The sequence below is a fragment of the Anaerosalibacter massiliensis genome (assembly GCF_024623155.1).
GTDB lineage: Bacteria > Bacillota > Clostridia > Tissierellales > Sporanaerobacteraceae > Anaerosalibacter > Anaerosalibacter massiliensis.
On the sequence record NZ_JANJZL010000003.1, the window covers coordinates 70068 to 87804 of the forward strand.

General features: G+C 28.6%; 15 protein-coding genes. 11 read left to right on the forward strand and 4 right to left on the reverse strand.

Annotated features, from left to right (window positions below; all coding sequences use genetic code 11):
• The first annotated feature begins 19 nt into the window (after positions 1-19).
• From NSA23_RS05645 to NSA23_RS05665, 5 genes are all read left to right on the forward strand, one after another.
• Positions 20-1324, forward strand: coding sequence for a glutamate--cysteine ligase (locus NSA23_RS05645; RefSeq protein ID WP_042680501.1), 1305 nt, complete (start codon positions 20-22; stop codon positions 1322-1324).
• Positions 1325-1793: 469 nt separating this feature from the next.
• Positions 1794-2213, forward strand: coding sequence for a HutP family protein (locus NSA23_RS05650; RefSeq protein WP_042680499.1), 420 nt, complete (start codon positions 1794-1796; stop codon positions 2211-2213).
• A gap of 198 nt (positions 2214-2411) precedes the next feature.
• Complete coding sequence (locus NSA23_RS05655; RefSeq protein ID WP_042680497.1) at positions 2412-3422, forward strand: ABC transporter substrate-binding protein; 1011 nt, start codon at positions 2412-2414, stop codon at positions 3420-3422.
• The gene (locus NSA23_RS05660; RefSeq protein ID WP_042680495.1) at positions 3415-4305 is read left to right on the forward strand and encodes an ABC transporter permease; all 891 of its coding nucleotides are present in this window, start codon (positions 3415-3417) and stop codon (positions 4303-4305) included. Before NSA23_RS05655 ends, NSA23_RS05660 begins: the two co-directional genes overlap by 8 nt.
• A gap of 16 nt (positions 4306-4321) precedes the next feature.
• On the forward strand, positions 4322-5098 hold the full coding sequence (locus tag NSA23_RS05665; RefSeq protein ID WP_042680493.1) for an ABC transporter ATP-binding protein: 777 nt from the start codon (positions 4322-4324) through the stop codon (positions 5096-5098).
• Between the two features lie 224 nt (positions 5099-5322).
• Here NSA23_RS05665 and NSA23_RS05670 read toward each other — a convergent pair whose 3' ends face one another.
• The 3 genes from NSA23_RS05670 to NSA23_RS05680 all read right to left on the reverse strand — a co-directional run bounded on the left by NSA23_RS05670 (position 5323) and on the right by NSA23_RS05680 (position 9301).
• A complete protein-coding gene (locus tag NSA23_RS05670) occupies positions 5323-6726 on the reverse strand; it encodes a UDP-N-acetylmuramoyl-tripeptide--D-alanyl-D-alanine ligase (RefSeq protein WP_042680491.1) in 1404 nt (467 codons plus the stop codon).
• Between the two features lie 69 nt (positions 6727-6795).
• Positions 6796-7872, reverse strand: coding sequence for a D-alanine--D-alanine ligase (locus tag NSA23_RS05675; RefSeq protein ID WP_042680489.1), 1077 nt, complete (start codon positions 7870-7872; stop codon positions 6796-6798).
• An 88-nt stretch (positions 7873-7960) separates the two neighbouring features.
• Positions 7961-9301 carry an MFS transporter gene (locus tag NSA23_RS05680; RefSeq protein ID WP_042680487.1) on the reverse strand — a complete coding sequence of 447 codons (1341 nt, stop codon included), beginning with the start codon at positions 9299-9301 and terminating at the stop codon, positions 7961-7963.
• Between the two features lie 162 nt (positions 9302-9463).
• Here NSA23_RS05680 and NSA23_RS05685 point away from each other — a divergent pair, with 162 nt between their 5' ends.
• The gene (locus NSA23_RS05685) at positions 9464-10921 is read left to right on the forward strand and encodes a leucyl aminopeptidase (RefSeq protein WP_050069752.1); all 1458 of its coding nucleotides are present in this window, start codon (positions 9464-9466) and stop codon (positions 10919-10921) included.
• Between the two features lie 64 nt (positions 10922-10985).
• Here the strand turns inward: NSA23_RS05685 and NSA23_RS05690 are convergent, their stop codons facing one another.
• Complete coding sequence (locus NSA23_RS05690) at positions 10986-11606, reverse strand: glycerol-3-phosphate acyltransferase (RefSeq protein ID WP_222704755.1); 621 nt, start codon at positions 11604-11606, stop codon at positions 10986-10988.
• Between the two features lie 151 nt (positions 11607-11757).
• On the opposite strand from NSA23_RS05690, the gene msrB reads away from it, so the two are divergent.
• The 5 genes from msrB (at position 11758) to NSA23_RS05715 (ending at position 17555) form a co-directional block, all read left to right on the forward strand.
• Positions 11758-12210, forward strand: a complete 453-nt coding sequence (gene msrB / locus NSA23_RS05695) for a peptide-methionine (R)-S-oxide reductase MsrB (RefSeq protein WP_042680484.1) — start codon at positions 11758-11760, stop codon at positions 12208-12210.
• Between the two features lie 223 nt (positions 12211-12433).
• On the forward strand, positions 12434-13516 hold the full coding sequence (locus tag NSA23_RS05700) for a threonine aldolase family protein (RefSeq protein ID WP_257490325.1): 1083 nt from the start codon (positions 12434-12436) through the stop codon (positions 13514-13516).
• A gap of 16 nt (positions 13517-13532) precedes the next feature.
• Positions 13533-14654: an adenosylcobinamide amidohydrolase gene (locus tag NSA23_RS05705; protein ID WP_042680480.1), complete on the forward strand. Its 1122-nt coding sequence runs from the start codon at positions 13533-13535 to the stop codon at positions 14652-14654.
• Positions 14655-14777: 123 nt separating this feature from the next.
• Entirely contained in the window at positions 14778-16364 is a 1587-nt protein-coding gene (locus NSA23_RS05710) for a DEAD/DEAH box helicase (protein ID WP_042680478.1), read from the forward strand.
• 201 nt (positions 16365-16565) lie between these two features.
• Positions 16566-17555: a helix-turn-helix transcriptional regulator gene (locus NSA23_RS05715; RefSeq protein WP_042680476.1), complete on the forward strand. Its 990-nt coding sequence runs from the start codon at positions 16566-16568 to the stop codon at positions 17553-17555.
• Positions 17556-17737: the final 182 nt, after the last annotated feature.

The window sequence follows — 17737 nt, forward strand, 5'->3', positions numbered from 1 at the left end:
TGAAAAGTGAGGGATATTAATGGATTATATAAGACAAGTAGAGGAAATAGAAAAATATTTTAAAGACAATGAAAAAGAAAAAAAGGACTTTAAGATAGGTGTAGAGTTTGAACATTTCATAATAGATAAAGCTAGTTTTAAGACTATTTCATATTATGGAGATAATGGGGTGGAAGAAACTTTAGAAGAATTGGTTTCAAAAGGATGGAAAGGGATATATGAAGGAAAATATCTTCTTGGACTTAATAAAAATGGAACTACTATAACTCTTGAACCAGGAAGCCAATTTGAATTGAGCATAAATGCAAAAAAAGATATAAAGGAGATAGAAAAAGAATATTTTAATTCTCTAAATGAAATAGTTCCAATTTTAGAAAGAAAAAATCAGGCATTAATTACCACTGGATATCAACCAGAAACTAAAATTTCAGATATAAAAATATTGCCAAAACAAAGATATGACTATATGTATGAATATTTTAAAAGTAGGGGTGCATTTGCTCACAATATGATGAAAGGTACAGCTTCTTTACAAGTATCTTTTGACTATAAGTCTGAAGAAGACTATATTAGGAAATTTAAATTAGCTAATATTATTTCTCCAGTTATATATGCAATATTTGATAATGCTTTTTATTTTGAAGGAAAGACATGGAATAAGAAAAATTTGAGAACTCATATATGGGAAAATTGTGATAGTGATCGATGTGGAATAGTGGATATAGCATTAGATGAAGACTTTGGATATAAAAAATATGCTGAATATGTGTTAAATAGACCACCTATTTTTATTGATAATGGAGAAAGACTTTACTATACTGGTGATAAGCCTTATAAGGAGGTTTTTAATTCAGATGATTATTCAATAGAAGAATTAGAACATGTTTTAACTATGTTTTTTCCTGATGTAAGAACTAAAAAATATGTGGAAGTAAGAATGATGGATTCTATACCTTATCCATTAAATTTCTCTGCAATTGCACTATTAAAAGGAATATTATATAATGAGAAAAGTATTGATAAAGTATATAACTACGTTGGAAGTACAAGTATTTTTGACATAAATAAAGCTAAAACAGATATAATTGAAAAAGGATTGGATGGGAAGTTAAAAGATAAAACTATTTATGAAATAGCTAAGTATATTATAAAAGTTGCAAAAGATGGATTAAATGAAGAAGAAAGAGAATATATTACTCCATTAGAAAAAATGATTAATGAGAAAAAAACACCTTATGATATAACTATGGAAAAAGATAATATAGATAAAAAACAAGCTTTAGATTGGTGTGTTATAACTAATTTAGTTGATATAAAAAATTAGTGGTATTTAAATGCCACTAATTTTTTTATTTAAATAAAATGAACTTTTTAGGTAGGATAATACTCTTATATATTAAGGATAATTATATTTAAGGATAGTTTATAAGAGTTATGAGACTTTAATAAGTAGAGTAATTATGAACAATCTTAAATTAATATTGCTATTGTATCAGGATATACAAAAGGCTTAATTAATTATAAGGATGATATATTTATTGAATTAAAAGAACTTTATGATTTAGGTGAAGGGTAGAATATTGGAAGAAGCTATACTTTTAGAAATAGTGTAGTAGTTACATTGGATGTAGTAATGTTTGATGAGGAAAGATTGAACTTTTTTTGGAAATCATATTTAGAAATATATGATTTTTTAGGATTTTCTATGGTATAGGGAAAAGAGTTTTTAACTATTTACAAAATATTATTTTAGATATACAATTTAAACTAAAGTACATAGGATGGTGGTAAATATGGAAAGTAAGAGTACGGAAATTGCAAAGGCAGCTATAAAACTAGCTGTATCTACTAGGCAAGAAGAAAAAATATTAGTCAAGGAATTTGAAAAACAGAATATAAAATCTACAGCTGTGGATATAGGTGGAGATTTAATCAATTCAATTCCAACAATAATAGAAAGGGCATTAGTAGCCTCTAAAAAAACAGGAATTATCAAAGAAGAGCATGTTTATGAAGGGGCAGTAGCAGGAGCAACTAAGGATGCTATAAGTCAGGTAGATTCAAAAGCAATGGGACTTAATTTCGGTGGTAAAATTGGTATAGCTAGATTCGGGGAACATATTGTTGTATGTTTATTTATAAGTATTGGACTATTACATTTAAATGATTTGGCAATAGGGGTAGGTCATAGATCTATACCGCCTTTAGATTAGAATTTTGGAATAGAGTGATACCTTGTCAATTTTTTCAAGTTTAACCCTATTGACAAACTATATTTAAGAGTTTATAATGTTTAGCATATTTAATTTTTAATAGTAGATTTAGTAATATAGTAGCTAGCCTTCGGGCTAAAAGTAGAATGGTAGGTTTTTAGAAGTAAAAAATAAATATGAAATTAGGAGGACGGTAGCATGGTAGGAAAAAAATGTACCAGTCTAAGTAAATGCTTAGGCTTTATTTTGTTATTTATAATTGTCATATCTTTAAGTGGATGCTCATCCACAAAATCTCAGGAAAAAATTTCAATAGGAATTAGTCAAATTATAGAACATCCTGCGTTAGATAGTGCTAGGGATGGATTTATTCATGCCTTGAAAGAAAAAGGCTATGAAGATGGGAAAAATATTGATATTGATATTCAATTAGCTCAAGGTGATATGGCCTTGACTAAGACTATATCTGATAATTTTGTTTCCCAAAAAAAGGACTTAATACTAGCTATTTCTACTCAGTCAGCCCAATCAGCTTTACAATCTACTAATGAAATACCAATACTTTTCACAGCAATTACTGATCCTATTTCAGCAGGACTGGTAAAAGATATAGATACTCCTGATGGAAATATAACAGGTACTACTGATATAGTTCCCATAGATAAACAACTTGAATTAGGAAAGAAACTATTTCCCAATACAAAAAAGGTAGGGATTATATATAATACAAGCGAGGTCAATTCCCATGTTCAAGTAGATAAAGCTAAGGAAGTTTCTAAAAAAACGGGAATATCTATAGTAGAGATTCCAGTTACAAATTCATCCGAAATAGAATCAGCATTAAATGCAAAAATAAAAGAAATAGATTTTTTATTTCTTCCATCTGATAATTTGATAGCTTCCAGTATGCCTATTATTTCTAAAGTTGCTGTAGAAAATAATATAGGAACGATAGGTGTAGATGAGCCTATGGTTAAAAATGGGGCATTAGCATGTGAAGGACTTGATTATTATAAACTTGGATATAAAACAGGTCTTATGGCCGTTGATATATTAAAAGGAAAAGATATAAAAGATATTCCAGTTGCCAATTTAACTGAGACTGAGCTTACAATAAATGAACAAATAGCAAAGAAACTCAAATTAAACATACCAGAAGACATATTAAATAGTGGAAATATAATAAAGGAGGGTGAATCAGATGAGTAAATTTTTATTAGGCATCCTCCAACAAAGTTTCATTTTTTCTATTATGGTGATGGGAGTTTATATAACTTATAGGATACTTAATTTTCCAGATCTTTCTGCTGATGGTAGTTTTACACTAGGAGCCAGTGTATCTGCTGTATTAATAATAAAGGGAGTAAATCCTCATATTTCTTTAATTATAGCTATGTTAGCAGGAGGTATGGCTGGAGCTGTAACTGGATTTTTAAATGTGAAACTTAAAATAAAAGATATTCTTTCTGGAATTTTAGTGATGGTAGGACTATATTCTATAAATCTTAGGGTTATGGGAGTGTCAAATCTTTCATTATTTAACTATGATACTATATTTTCAAATAAGGATAGTATGATTATGAACCTTATTATTTTAATATTATGTGCAGTATTGTTTACACTGTTTTTTAAGACAAAATTAGGTTATGTAATGAAAGGGACTGGAGATAATGAAAACATGATTATATCTTTAGGATTAGATACAGGGAAAATTAAAATACTAGCTCTTTCAATCTCTAATGGGATGATAGCTTTAGCTGGTGGTATATTAGCCCAGTATCAAGGATTTAGTGATATAAATATGGGAACTGGAACTGTAGTTATGGGTCTTGCTTCAATAGTTCTCGCCTATTCTATATTTAGGAATATACCTTTTTTAAATGCTAGTGTTCTATGTATAATAGGTACTTTTTTATATAGAACAAGTATAGCTTTAAGTTTAAAACTAGGTTTTAACCCAAGTGATTTAAAGCTTATTAGTGCTATTATTGTAGTAATTGCTCTTACTTTTGGCAATGAATCCATTTCATTAAAGAAGTCATTTAAGTTTAAAAGAGGGTTACAAGGTATTTTTCAATCTAAAATAAGTTAATGGATAGGTGATGAATATGCTTCAATTAGAAAATATTTCAAAGACTTTTAATAAAGGAAGTATTAATGAAAATAAGGTATTTGATAATTTCAATATAAATATAGATAATGGAGATTTTGTTTGTATAGTTGGAAGTAATGGAGCAGGGAAATCAACTTTTTTAAATATTGTTTCAGGGAAAGTTCCAGTTGATAGTGGTAGAATTACTTTAGATAAATTAGATATAACTGAGGAAAAAGAATTTGAAAGATGTAAGAAAATATCTAGAATTTTTCAGGATCCATCCTTGGGAACTATTCCCTCTATGACCATATATGAAAATATGTCTATAGCGAAGAATAAGGGGAATAGTTTTGGGCTTTCTTTTCTTAAAGAGAAGAGGAAAGAAAAACATTTTAGAGAACTATTAGAGGTTTTTGATCTAGGACTTGAAGACAAACTTCATAATCCTATTTCTCAACTATCTGGAGGACAAAGGCAATCTTTAGCCTTACTTATTGCAGTACTTGGAAATCCAGAGCTTTTACTTCTAGATGAACATACAGCTGCATTAGATCCTAAGACCTCTGAAATAGTCATGGATATTACAGACAAAATAGTTAAAGAAAAAAATTTAAGTACTTTAATGGTAACTCATAACATAGATCATGCTATTAGATATGGAAATAGAATTATAATGTTTCATAGAGGAGAGGTATTGATAGATTTATCTGGAGAGGAAAAGGAAAAGCTTACAAAAGAAAAATTATTATCACTATTTAAGGATATGAATGATAGAAGCTTTTTTAGTTAAAATAATTAGGGCAAATAAGAAGTTATTAACAATTTCTTATTTGCTCTAATTTAATATTAGCTAATTACTTTTGCTTATATAGATAGCACAAAAAACTTCTGGTGTTTATTTCAGAGATGAATTATGACTTTAATAATGACAAAATTAAATATTATATATTCCATTTTAATTTATTAAAAAGGTGTTGTTCAAAATGATTTGACTCATTTTAAACAACACCTTTTTTATATAGCCTTTGATGAAGAATCCTTAGATTTTAATGCGTCTACTACATTTTCCAAATGTAGATCCCTAGAAGCTTTAATTAGTACAATTGAATCTTTAGTTACTATTTTTTTCAAATCGTTAATTAATTCTTCTTTATCTACACATGATTTAATATTATTTTTTGGAATCATTGGACTAGCTCCTTTAGCAATATGCTCAGCAAGAGGACCAATGGTAAACAAGTAGTCTATTTGACTTGGATCTATTTTTTCACCGATTTCCCTATGCATAGAAATTTCTTCATCTCCTAGGCCTAGCATATCTCCTAGAACAACAATTTTTCTATTATATTTGTCAAGTGAATATAATGTATCTAATGCTGCTAAAACACTTGCAGGATTAGATTTATATGAATCATCCAATATAGTACATGTCTCAGTATGAATAAGGTCACTTCTCATTTTTGTAATATCTGCGTTTTTAAGACCAATTTGTATATCTTCAAAAGATATATTGAAATATTTGGCTGCTGCTATTGCAGCTGTAGCATTATATACTTGATGTTTTCCTAGAAGATCTAGATTTATAACATTAGGACTTGATTCGTTTAGTTTAAAAGATAGTCCATTTTCTCCAATGCTTATTAGCTTAGGACAATAAGTATTAGAAGGATCTTGGCCAAAGGTTTCTATTTTAAATTCAGGATTTAATTTTTTTATTTCATTCTTTATTAATGGTTCATCTCCAGGATATATAAATAAACCATCCTTATTTAAATGATTTATAATTTCAAGTTTTCCTTTAGCTATATTTTCCCTAGTATATAATGTTTCTAAATGGGCTTCACCAATATTTGTAATAATAGCTACATCAGGTTCTGCAATTGATGATAATAAATCTGCTTCACCAAGTTCAGAGATGCCCATTTCAATTATACCTATTTCTGTATCTTCTTCAAAACCTAAGATTGTAAGAGGTACTCCTAGATGATTATTTAAATTTCCAATGGTTTTTCCAGTCTTATATTTAGTGCTTAAAATTCCAGCTAATAAATCCTTAGTAGATGTTTTTCCATTACTTCCTGTTATTCCAATTATTTTCATACCTAATTGTTTAGAATAAGATTTTGCTAGATTTTGAATAGCTACCAAAGTGTCTTCAACTAAAATAAAAGGTATATTAGCATTAGGCGGAATTGGCTCAGTTTTATTCCATAAAGTAGCTACTGCACCACTTTCAATGGCATCTAATATAAAATTATGACCATCAAATTTTTCACCTTTTATAGGAATGAATAATTCACCAGACTTTATGCTTCTGGAATCAATAGAAACTCCATGGATAACAATATTCCTATCTTTTTTACAGGTTTTAGAACCCTCAATCATTTGCTCAATTTCTCTTAAAGTTCTTTTAATCATATATTTATCAGAATTTATCGCAAAAAGTTTATTTTTTATAGAAGAAATGCGACAATTCTAACCTCCTTCCTATGATCTAGTATTTAAAAGATTGTTCTTTTCTCTATGTCTCTCAAAAGCCAATTGAATAAGTATTTCAACTAGTTCAGAATAAGTAGTGCCATCAGTAGCCCCCCATAGAACGGGAGTCATACTTACAGCTGTAAAACCAGGCATTGTATTTACTTCATTTACATAAATTTCATTGTCATCTGTAACAAATATATCTACTCTTGCAAGACCATGACAGTCTAATATTTTAAAAGCTTCAACAGCAGTTTTTCGAACTTTATCATTTACTTCTGGTTCTAAATTTGCTGGTATTACTGGAATTAACTTACCATCTATATATTTTGCATCATAATCAAAGAAAGGTCTTTCCATAATAAATTCTCCAGGTACAGATGCCTTAGGGTTTTCATTTCCAACTACAGATATTTGCATTTCCCTTGCAATTAATTCTTCTTCTACAATGACTTTGCAATCATATAAGAAAGCTTCTTCAACTGCCTTTTCTAGTTCTTTACGATTTTCTACTCTATTTATTCCAACACTTGAACCTAAATTAGCTGGTTTTACATAATATGGATAATCTAGCTCGTTTTCAACTTTCCCATATACCTTGTCCTTATCTTCTTTCCAAGTATGGAGTTTAATAGAAGTATATTTTACTTGAGGTATATTATATTTAGCAAAAAGATCCTTCATAACTACTTTATCCATTCCTGCTGCAGATGATAACACTTCATTACCTACATATGGAATATTTAATAATTCTAACATGCCTTGGATTGTTCCATCTTCTCCATTAGTACCATGTAAAGCAGGAAATATAATGTTTTTTTCACCATCTTTAAGCTGGTTTAATAAAAAGTCTCCAATAGAGCTTGATATTGTATTTGAACTTGGTTTTTTAAGTTCATCTGGATTTTCAATATTGTTCTCCAGTAGGCCCAATGGAGACCAAACTCCATCTATTGTGATATAAATTGGATAGATATTATATTTATTTTTATCTAATGAGTTAATAACTGCAAATCCACTTTTTAGAGATACTTCATGTTCAACAGATTTACCACCATAAATAACATAAATATTTGTTTTCATATTTTTTCCTCCTAAATTTACTTATAAATAAGTATTTACTATATTTTAAGTATAGTTTATAATATAAATCTTTCAATTATGTGACGAACTAATCTCTTATAATTTTTTCTGGATATAGATAATAAAATATAAAAGAAATTATAAAGGAAAAAGATGCCAGTAAGGTAGTGGCATATATTCCTTCTAATTGTACCATATTATTTCCTTTTATGATATTTTGGAAAATATTTATATTTTTATTTAAAGTCAATAGTATAGGCACAAATCCTGCTGAAATTAAAAATGCTAACTTAAGAAAAAATCCTTGAATACCAAAATAAAATCCTTCTAATTGAGTAGTGTTTTCTTTATTAGAAGAAGTGACTATTTCACTTAGCATTGCAGGTGGAAATATAAAAGCACTTCCTGATATAAAGATTCCTACAATAGCAAAGATAGCTATTCCCCAGTTAGTTGGAAGTATTTTTCCTAATTGAAATAGCATTAAAGATAAAATTGTAAGAGCTGCCAAAGAAAACAACATAATTTTTCTATATCCTAACTTTCTAGAGAGTCTATTTACAGGATAGAAAGAAAGAGCAGCTGTACCAAAAAATATGGCAGAGATAATAGTAATATATTCTTTACCTAATTTCATAATATCTTCAACATAATAGTTAAGGACTGTCCTGATAGTATTAAATCCTATAAAGAAGAACAGTAATCCTAAAAGATACAGTATAAAAGATTTGTCTTTAAAAATAATAGATGTACTTTCTTTAAAGTTTATTTTTATAGGTTTAGCTTTAGAATAGTTCTTCTCCTTTATAGTGAAAATAAGTAGCAGCATACCTAAGAGAGAAAATAAACTAAGGGAGATAACCATTTTTTGAATTCCCTCTGTTGCATCTTGTTTACCAAAATATTTTATCAAAAATCCGGGTAAGATCATAGCAATAGCAGAATATGTAAGTCTAAATATAGATTGCCAAGTAGATAAATTTAGCCTATCTTCATAGGATTGGGATAGTTCTGGTATAAGAGCATTATAAGGTGCTCCTACTATAGTATAAAAAATAAAGAATAGAGAACTCATAATACTTAAATATAATGGTATAGAAAAATTATTTGGAGGATAGAAAATAGCTATAGTACATAATACTAATGGTATTGAACCAATAGCTATGAAAGGAATTCTTCTTCCCCATCTAGAATGAAAATTATCAGAAGCATATCCAACTAAAGGATCGAATATCATATCTACAAATCTAGATATTATTAATGCTAATGCAATATATGCAGGTGCAATTAAAGGTTTTAGACCGGAATTTGCTGGGGGTAGATAAAAATATACAACCCATTGGACAAATATTTGATCAATTATAGCATAGCTAACCCCTAATCCATAGAGAATCTGTGTTAAAAAAGGGAGTTTACACTTAGATTCCATTTTATACCTCCTTTTAAAAAATATATAATTTTATTTTTTTAATTATATCACAATAAATATATTCTTACTATGTTTTAATATATATATATAGGGTAAACACTCAATTAAGGTATAGTTTTTACATATTGGAAAATGTAAATATATTAATTGGAGGGATTTCAAATGGAGATAATAGTTTCCAAAATAAATTCTAATAAAAATATATCTGATGGCAAAATAATTATGGCTTTTGAAGGTGAAAATCCTTTAGAAGAAACTAACTATCCTATTAAAAAGGAAGAATTTAATGGAAAATTTTTAGAAATTAAAACATTGAATTTAGCATTAGAAGAAAAACCAAATAAGATTATTTTTATAGGGCTTGGTAAAAGAGATGAAATAAATCATGAAAAGATAAGAAAAGCTATAGGTAAATCAATTAAGGAATCTAATAAATTAAATATTAAAAATATAGAAGTTTCTACTATAGGAATAGATAAAATTTTAACATTAAATGAGTTTAGTAAAATAATTTCAGAAACTGCTATTTTGGCTAATTATAAATTTGACAAATATCTATCAAATAAAAACAAGACAAAATTAGAAAAATTGAATATAGTGTGCAATGAAGATGACTATGATGAAATAAATAAATCCATAAATGAAGGCAAGACTTTAGGAGAGGCAACAAATTTAGCTAGGAATTTGGTTAATGAGCCTTCTAATATTTTAACACCAATTAAACTTTCAGAAGAAGTAGATAAAGCAGGAAAAGAATATGGTTTTGATGTAGAAGTATATGATGAGAAAGAGATTAAAAAGTTTGGAATGGAAGCTTATCTAGAAGTAAGCAAAGGTTCTATAAATCCACCTAGATTTATAGTTATGAAATATTTTGGAGATAAGGATAATGAGGAAAATATAGTAGGTTTAGTTGGCAAGGGCTTAACTTATGATAGTGGTGGTTTATCTCTAAAACCCAATAGTGGCATGGTAAATATGAAAACTGATATGGCAGGTTCTGCTGCAGTAATAGGAGCAATAGCTGCTATAGCTAAAATGGAACTTAAGATAAATGTGATTGGTGCTATTGCGGCTTGTGAAAATATGATATCTTCCAAGGCATATAAGCCAGGAGACATCATAAATACTATGGCAGGGAAAACTATTCTAGTCAATAATACAGATGCAGAAGGTAGGTTAACTCTTGTAGATGGAGTTTATTATTTGGTAGAAAAAGAAAATGTTAATAAAATATTAGATATAGCAACACTTACAGGAGCTGCCCAAAGGGCTTTTGGAAATCATGTAACAGCGGTTTTAAGCAATGATGATACTTTCTATAGAGAACTTGAAAGGGCTACTGAAGAATCAGGTGAAATGATAGCTAGAGCACCTATACTTGATGAATATCGCAAGTTAATTAAACCAGACATTGCAGATCTAACTAATTCATCTAAAGGTCCAGGAATGATCACAGCAGGTATATTTATTAGTGAATTTGTAAAAGGTAAACCTTGGATACACATGGATATTGCAGGAACTTCTTGGTCTGAAGAAGAATTGGAATATATACCAAAAGGTGGAACAGGAGTTGGAGTTAGAACAATTTATTATCTCTTAAAAGAGAATTCTAATTAATAATAATTATATTATTAATTAGAAATATTTTAAAATCAGCCTTATGAATTCCATAAGGCTGATTTTAAATGGTTTTTCTAAATCTAACTTCTTCATTTTTTAATATTCTTTTAACATTTGGTAAATGGTTATAAATACTTAATAAGGCTATTAATCCAGCAATAAATATAGAAATTGTACCATGTTTAAAAAATGCAGTAGATAGTACAAATAATACTACAAGACTTATTGTTCCTAAGGCAATATAATCTGTAATAAGTGTAATTAATACTATAGATAGTATACCTATGAGAGCAATTCTATAATCTATGGCCATCAGCATACCTATAAGAGAAGCTGTCCCTTTTCCACCTTTAAAGCCCATATAAAAAGGATAATTATGACCTAATATAACTGAAAAGCCATTTAAATATAGATATGGAGATAGGCTTTTATAAGGCATAATATTTTTAAAAACATATTTTATAATAAATATAGGAATTATAGCTTTAATGATATCTAAGACGCCTACAATAACTCCCCACTTCCATCCTAAAGAAACTACTGTATTAGAAGCACCTGCATTTCCATTTCCTAAATTACGTATGTCTACTTTTTTAAAAGTTCTACCAATTATATATGAAGATTGGAAACATCCGAATATATATCCTACCAACATAATTATAATGGGAAAATATAATTTCAAAAACATCCCTCCTCAGTATTCTTAAAAATTTAAAATATAATATTTTTTATATTATATTATAAAAATAGAGGAAATTGAATAACAACTTTTTATATTATATAAAGATTATTGGGGTAATATATAGTATAAATAGTTTAAAGAAGGTGATTTAATGGAAAATAATAAATACTATAAAGAAGATAAAGATAGACTTAAAAGGAAGCTTAGCCCTATTCAATATAAAGTAACTCAAGAAGATGCTACGGAAAAGCCTTTTGAAAATGAATACTGGAATCATGAAGAAGAAGGGATATATGTAGATGTTGTATCAGGAGAGCCATTATTTACATCTAAGGACAAATATGATGCTGGATGTGGTTGGCCTAGTTTTACAAAACCTGTAGAAGATAAGCATATAGTAGAAAAAAAGGATACTAGTCATGGAATGATAAGAACTGAAGTACGGAGTAAATATGGTGATTCCCATTTAGGTCATGTCTTTAATGATGGACCTAGAGACAGAGGTGGATTAAGATATTGTATAAACAGTGCTTCCTTAAGATTTATAAAGAAGGAAGATTTAGAAAAAGAGGGCTATGGAGAATATCTGAAAATATTTAAATAAAATATTTTAAAGGCAAGAGAAAACAATTTTGTTTTTTTCTTGCCTTTTTGAGTTGTACCACCCCCAAAAACCTATGATGAGTTATTAAGAAGGATAGAAGGAGAAGAAGGATTGTGCTGTGTAGATTGGTACCTATGTTATAAAAACATATATTAATATTAAAAGAAGACCAATAGGAAAATTTATTGGTCCTCTTTTAATTAAAGGCAAAATAATTATTGTTATGGAGAGAAAATCATATTATGATAAAATATATAAGACTATAAATAATTTAATGGAAGGTGAAGTTATGAGAGGTTTTTTAAGCGATAATAATTCGGGAACACATCCAAAGATACTTAAAGCTATAGAAGAATGTAATATAGATCATGAATTGCCTTATGGAGAAGATATTTATACAGAAAAAGCTATAGAAAAAATTAGAGAAATATTTGGAAAAAATGTAGATGTATATTTTGTTACTACTGGAACAGCTGCCAATGTAGTGGGACTTAGTGGTTTGATAAGACCTTTTGATGGGGTTATATGTGCTGATACAGCCCATATAAATGTAGATGAATGTGGGGCTTTTGAAAGGTTTAGTGGTTCTAAGTTGCTATATGTTCCCAATAGAGATGGAAAACTATATATAGAAGATATTGAAAAGTTTTTACATTCTATAGGAGATGAACATCAAGTCCAACCTAGAGTCATTTCTATAACACAATGTACAGAGGTAGGAACTGTCTATACTATAGATGAAATAAAAAGATTAGCTGATTTTGCTCATGAAAACAATTTATATCTTCATGTAGATGGGGCAAGAATAGCAAATGCTATAGTATCTTTAAATACAAATTTTAGAGAGTTGATTACAGATACAGGAGTGGATTTATTATCTTTTGGAGGGACTAAAAATGGAATGATGATAGGAGAGGCAATAATATCTTTCAATCCAGAAATAAGTAAAAATTTTAAATTTATAAGAAAACAGGGAATGCAGTTAGTTTCAAAAATGCGTTTTATTTCTTCTCAGTTTATTGCATATTTAGAAGATGATCTTTGGAAGAAAAATGCTATAAATGCAAATGAAATGGCAAAATATTTAGAAGAAAAACTTAAAGAAATAAAGGGCGTAGATTTATGTAGAAATGTTGAAGCAAATATATTATTTATAAATATACCTTTAGAGTGGTTAGAACCATTGGAAAAGATATATCCATTATATGAGGAATATGGACAAATAAGGCTAGTTACATCTTTTGATACTAATAGAGAAGATGTAGACAAGTTTATAAATACTATAAAGAAGATAAGTTCTAAATAATTAGGGGATGATTTATTTGAAAATCTACAAATTGTCCACAGGAGATGAAGTACATAGATACAAAAAAAGTATTGTAATGCCTTTTGAGGGAAGTAGGAAAGTTTTAAGTACTTCACCTATAAACGGTGGATATAGGGAGGATTTGCAAGTTATATTTAACAATGATATTAATCCGGGAGCAGGAATGGACTGTGAATTGAAAGCAGAAACTTATGAAGGACATATGGCTATTATGGCTGAGGAATTAGGATATGATTCTAATAAATCTGCAGGAATTAGTACAGCGGCTTCTATGGAAGAAGTAGCTATTAGAGAGGAAAAATATAGACAATTGACAGTTACAGCAATAGTTACAGGTGGCATAGAGGTAAATGGAGGTAGAGTAGGAGATCCAGCTACTTTTCATGAAGAAGATGGAGAAATAGTAATGCTAAAACCAGGTACAATAAATATTATATTAGTGATAGATGCTGATTTACCTACAGATACTATAACAAGGGCACTTATTACTTGTACAGAAGCTAAGACTGCAGCATTACAAGAATTAATGGCAGGTAGCAATTTTTCCCATGGGATTTCAACTGGTTCAGGAACAGATGGAGTTATAGTTGTATCAAATAGTGAATCAAAGTTAAAACTTAAGAATGCAGGAAAACATTCGAAATTAGGGGAGCTTATTGGAGTTTCAGTTAAAAAAGCTGTTAAAGAAGCTCTTTATAGACAAACAGGACTTTCTGGAGAGAAGCAACATAGCTTTCTTAGGAGAGTTAAAAGGTTTAAGGTTGACGAAGACATATTATTCAATATTTACAAAGACATAAAAACCATTGATGAATTTAGTAAAGCCAAATTCATAGATAAACTTCATACCATAGATAGGAAATCTAAATTGGTAGTACCAACAAGCTTATATTTACATCTCATAGATCAACTAGATTGGAAACTTATATCGAACGAAGAGGCTATAGAAGAGGGAGAAGCAATACTTGAAAGGATAAAAAGTAGTTTTAATATATCCAAAGAAATAGATTACAAATTATCAAATGTATATTCACCTATAGAAAATGAAGTAATAGAATATATGATGAAAAAACTTATGTATTTAGTTGTCCATATAGTTCACGAGTTATTTTATTGATAATTTGTATAATAAAGATTATATATGAATTTAGCTGTAATATTCACCTTGCATTTTTGCCATAATAAATATATACTCTATAAGTTGACTAAATAAGCAAAAAGGAAGGAAGTTAAAATTTTTATGGGAAAATTGAAATTTAAACATGCGGAACTTTCGGAGGAGATAAAAAAAGCTATTTCTGATATGGGATTTGAAGAAGCGTCTCCTATACAATCTCAGGCGATTCCTTATATATTAGAAGGAAATGATTTAATAGGTCAAGCACAAACTGGAACAGGGAAAACAGCAGCTTTTGGGATACCAATATTAGAAAACTGTGAAGCAGAAAATAGACAACTTCAAGCTATTGTACTTTGTCCCACAAGAGAGTTATCAATACAAGTAGCAGAAGAAATAAGAAAATTATCTAAATATAAAAAGGATATATATGTTTTACCAGTCTATGGTGGTCAGCCTATTGAAAGACAGATAAAAGGTCTGAAAAGGGGTGTGCAAATTGTTATTGGAACTCCTGGGAGAGTCTTAGACCATTTAAGAAGACATACTTTAAAACCTAAAAGTATAAAAATGGTTGTATTTGATGAAGCAGATGAAATGTTCGATATGGGTTTTAGGGATGATATTGAAAATATATTAAACCAAATGCCTAAAGAAAGACAGACTATATTTTTTTCAGCAACAATGCCAAAGGAAATAATGAATTTTGCAAAGAAGTATCAAAACAGCCCGAAAATAGTCAAGGTGGTCCATAAAGAACTTACAGTGCCTAAAGTTGAACAATATTACTTCGAACTTAAAAATAATATGAAAACAGAGATATTATCTAGGCTCATAGATATACACAATCCAAAGCTTTCTCTTGTATTTTGCAATACAAAGAAAAAAGTGGACGAATTAGTAATGGAATTACAGGGAAGAGGATATTTTGCTGATGGTTTGCATGGAGATTTAAAACAGACTCAAAGAGATAAGGTTATGTCATCCTTTAGAAAGGGAAATATTGATATTTTAGTAGCTACAGATGTGGCAGCCAGAGGAATAGATGTAGGTGATGTAGATTTAGTCCTTAATTATGATATTCCACAAGATGAAGAATATTATGTTCACAGAATAGGAAGAACTGCAAGAGCAGGCAGATCAGGAAAAGCCTTTAGTTTTGTAGCGGGAAAAGATATACACAAGCTTAGAACTATACAAAAGTATACTAATACTAAAATAATTAAACAGAATTTGCCTACATTAGGAGATGTAGAAGAAAAAAGAATGGATATATTATTGGAGAAAATTAGAAGTGAATTAGAAGCTAAAGAGTTTTCGAAACATGAAAATATTATAAATATTCTCCTAGAAGAAGACTACAATTCTTTTGATATTGCTTCTGCTATTTTAAAACTTTATGTAGAAGATAATAAAAAAGATGGACATGAACAAATAGATTTAGAAAAAATAAATAATGGTGCAGATTTAGGTATGACTAGATTATTTATCAATATGGGTAAGAAACAAAAAATAAGTCCAAGACATATTATAGGCGCTATTACAAATAAAACTAATCTTTCAAGAAACCATATAGGTAAAATTGATATATATGATAAATTTTCCTTTGTGGAAATACCTGAAGAAGATACAAATAAGGTGCTTAAAGGTCTTAAAAACTACAGAATAAAAGGTAAGAAAATGAATGTTGAAATAGCAAATCCTAGATAGTGTATTTAAAAATTCTTTTCATTATTATAGAAAAGAATTTTTTTATATATAATATTAATGGGAAAAAGTTAATTATCCATGAACAATATGGGAAGTATGTTATAATATACATAGGACTTTTGGGAAATGGGTCTGGTTAAGATAAGAGAACCTTACCTTAAGGTAAGGTTCTTTTCGTGTAATAGAATAGGAGGTCTTATTATGGGAGAAAAGACTAAACTTAAACTTTTGTACGTTCTTGAGATATTAAAAGAGGATTCTGATGAGGAAAATATTTTAACTGCAAGTGACATAGTAGATAAATTGCAAGCTAAGGGAATAATATCAGAAAGACGTTCCGTAATAAGAGATATAAAAACTCTGGAAGCTTTTGGATATGATATAAGTCTTTATGATGAAAATAACAAAGGGTATTATTTAAGAAGTAGGGAATTTGAGGAAGAAGAGTTGAGAATACTTATAGATACAGTATCTGCTTCTAAATCTATAACTGTAAAAAAATCAAGAGAACTTATTGATAAATTGAAAAAACTTACTAGTAAGCATTTAGGTAAGAAAATGTTAGGACAAGTTTATGTAGATGAAAAAATCAAAAGTCAGAACGAGAGGATTTATTATAATGTAAACGCTTTAACTGAAGCTATTTCAAGAAATAGGAAAGTAAATTTTAAATATACTACATATAATGTAAATAAAAAGCTGGAATATAGGAAGAAGGGAAAGACTTATAAAGTAAGTCCTTATGGCTTAGGCTGGCATGAAGATAATTATTATCTAATAGGAGTTCATGAAAAGTATGATAACATATCTCATTATAGAGTAGATAGAATAGAAGGTGTTGAAATACTTGATGAGAAAAGGAAAGTTATTAAAGAATATTCTAATGAAGCAGAATTTAATATGGCAGATTATATAAATAAAACTTTTAATATGTTTACTGGTGATAAGAAAAAAGTGAAAATTAGATTTAAAAATAATCTTATCAATCCAGTTATAGATAAATTTGGCAAAGATGTATTTTTGACAATTGATGGAGATGAGTACTTTATAATCCATTCAGAAATAATTATTAGTCAAGGATTTATTTCTTGGTTATTGCAATTTGGTTCATCGGCAGAGCTTATAGAACCAGTAGAAGTAAGAGAAATAATAAAAGAAAAAGTAAAAGAGTTGGATAATATGTACAATTAAAATATTATGATTATTTTACTAAGTACAGATTATGTGACTAGGTGTTTAGAAGGTTTTAAACCTAATAGAAGCCTTAAAGTAAGGTTTTATTAGGTTTTTTTATTTTTGAGTAATATAAAGATTATTATTTAGAATTATAATATAATTAAGTAGACATAATAATTTAATGTAATAGGAGGTAA

Bases quoted from the DNA above. Each gene is read 5' to 3' on its own strand.
- NSA23_RS05670 (WP_042680491.1), bottom strand. From the start codon at position 6,726: ATGATTAAAAGAACTTTAAGAGAAATTGAGCAAATGATTGAGGGTTCT.
- NSA23_RS05675 (WP_042680489.1), bottom strand. From the start codon at position 7,872: ATGAAAACAAATATTTATGTTATTTATGGTGGTAAATCTGTTGAACAT.
- NSA23_RS05685 (WP_050069752.1), top strand. From the start codon at position 9,464: ATGGAGATAATAGTTTCCAAAATAAATTCTAATAAAAATATATCTGAT.
- NSA23_RS05650 (WP_042680499.1), top strand. From the start codon at position 1,794: ATGGAAAGTAAGAGTACGGAAATTGCAAAGGCAGCTATAAAACTAGCT.
- NSA23_RS05645 (WP_042680501.1), top strand. From the start codon at position 20: ATGGATTATATAAGACAAGTAGAGGAAATAGAAAAATATTTTAAAGAC.
- NSA23_RS05655 (WP_042680497.1), top strand. From the start codon at position 2,412: ATGGTAGGAAAAAAATGTACCAGTCTAAGTAAATGCTTAGGCTTTATT.
- msrB (WP_042680484.1), top strand. From the start codon at position 11,758: ATGGAAAATAATAAATACTATAAAGAAGATAAAGATAGACTTAAAAGG.
- NSA23_RS05710 (WP_042680478.1), top strand. From the start codon at position 14,778: ATGGGAAAATTGAAATTTAAACATGCGGAACTTTCGGAGGAGATAAAA.
- NSA23_RS05715 (WP_042680476.1), top strand. From the start codon at position 16,566: ATGGGAGAAAAGACTAAACTTAAACTTTTGTACGTTCTTGAGATATTA.
- NSA23_RS05680 (WP_042680487.1), bottom strand. From the start codon at position 9,301: ATGGAATCTAAGTGTAAACTCCCTTTTTTAACACAGATTCTCTATGGA.
- NSA23_RS05665 (WP_042680493.1), top strand. From the start codon at position 4,322: ATGCTTCAATTAGAAAATATTTCAAAGACTTTTAATAAAGGAAGTATT.
- NSA23_RS05700 (WP_257490325.1), top strand. From the start codon at position 12,434: ATGGAGAGAAAATCATATTATGATAAAATATATAAGACTATAAATAAT.
- NSA23_RS05660 (WP_042680495.1), top strand. From the start codon at position 3,415: ATGAGTAAATTTTTATTAGGCATCCTCCAACAAAGTTTCATTTTTTCT.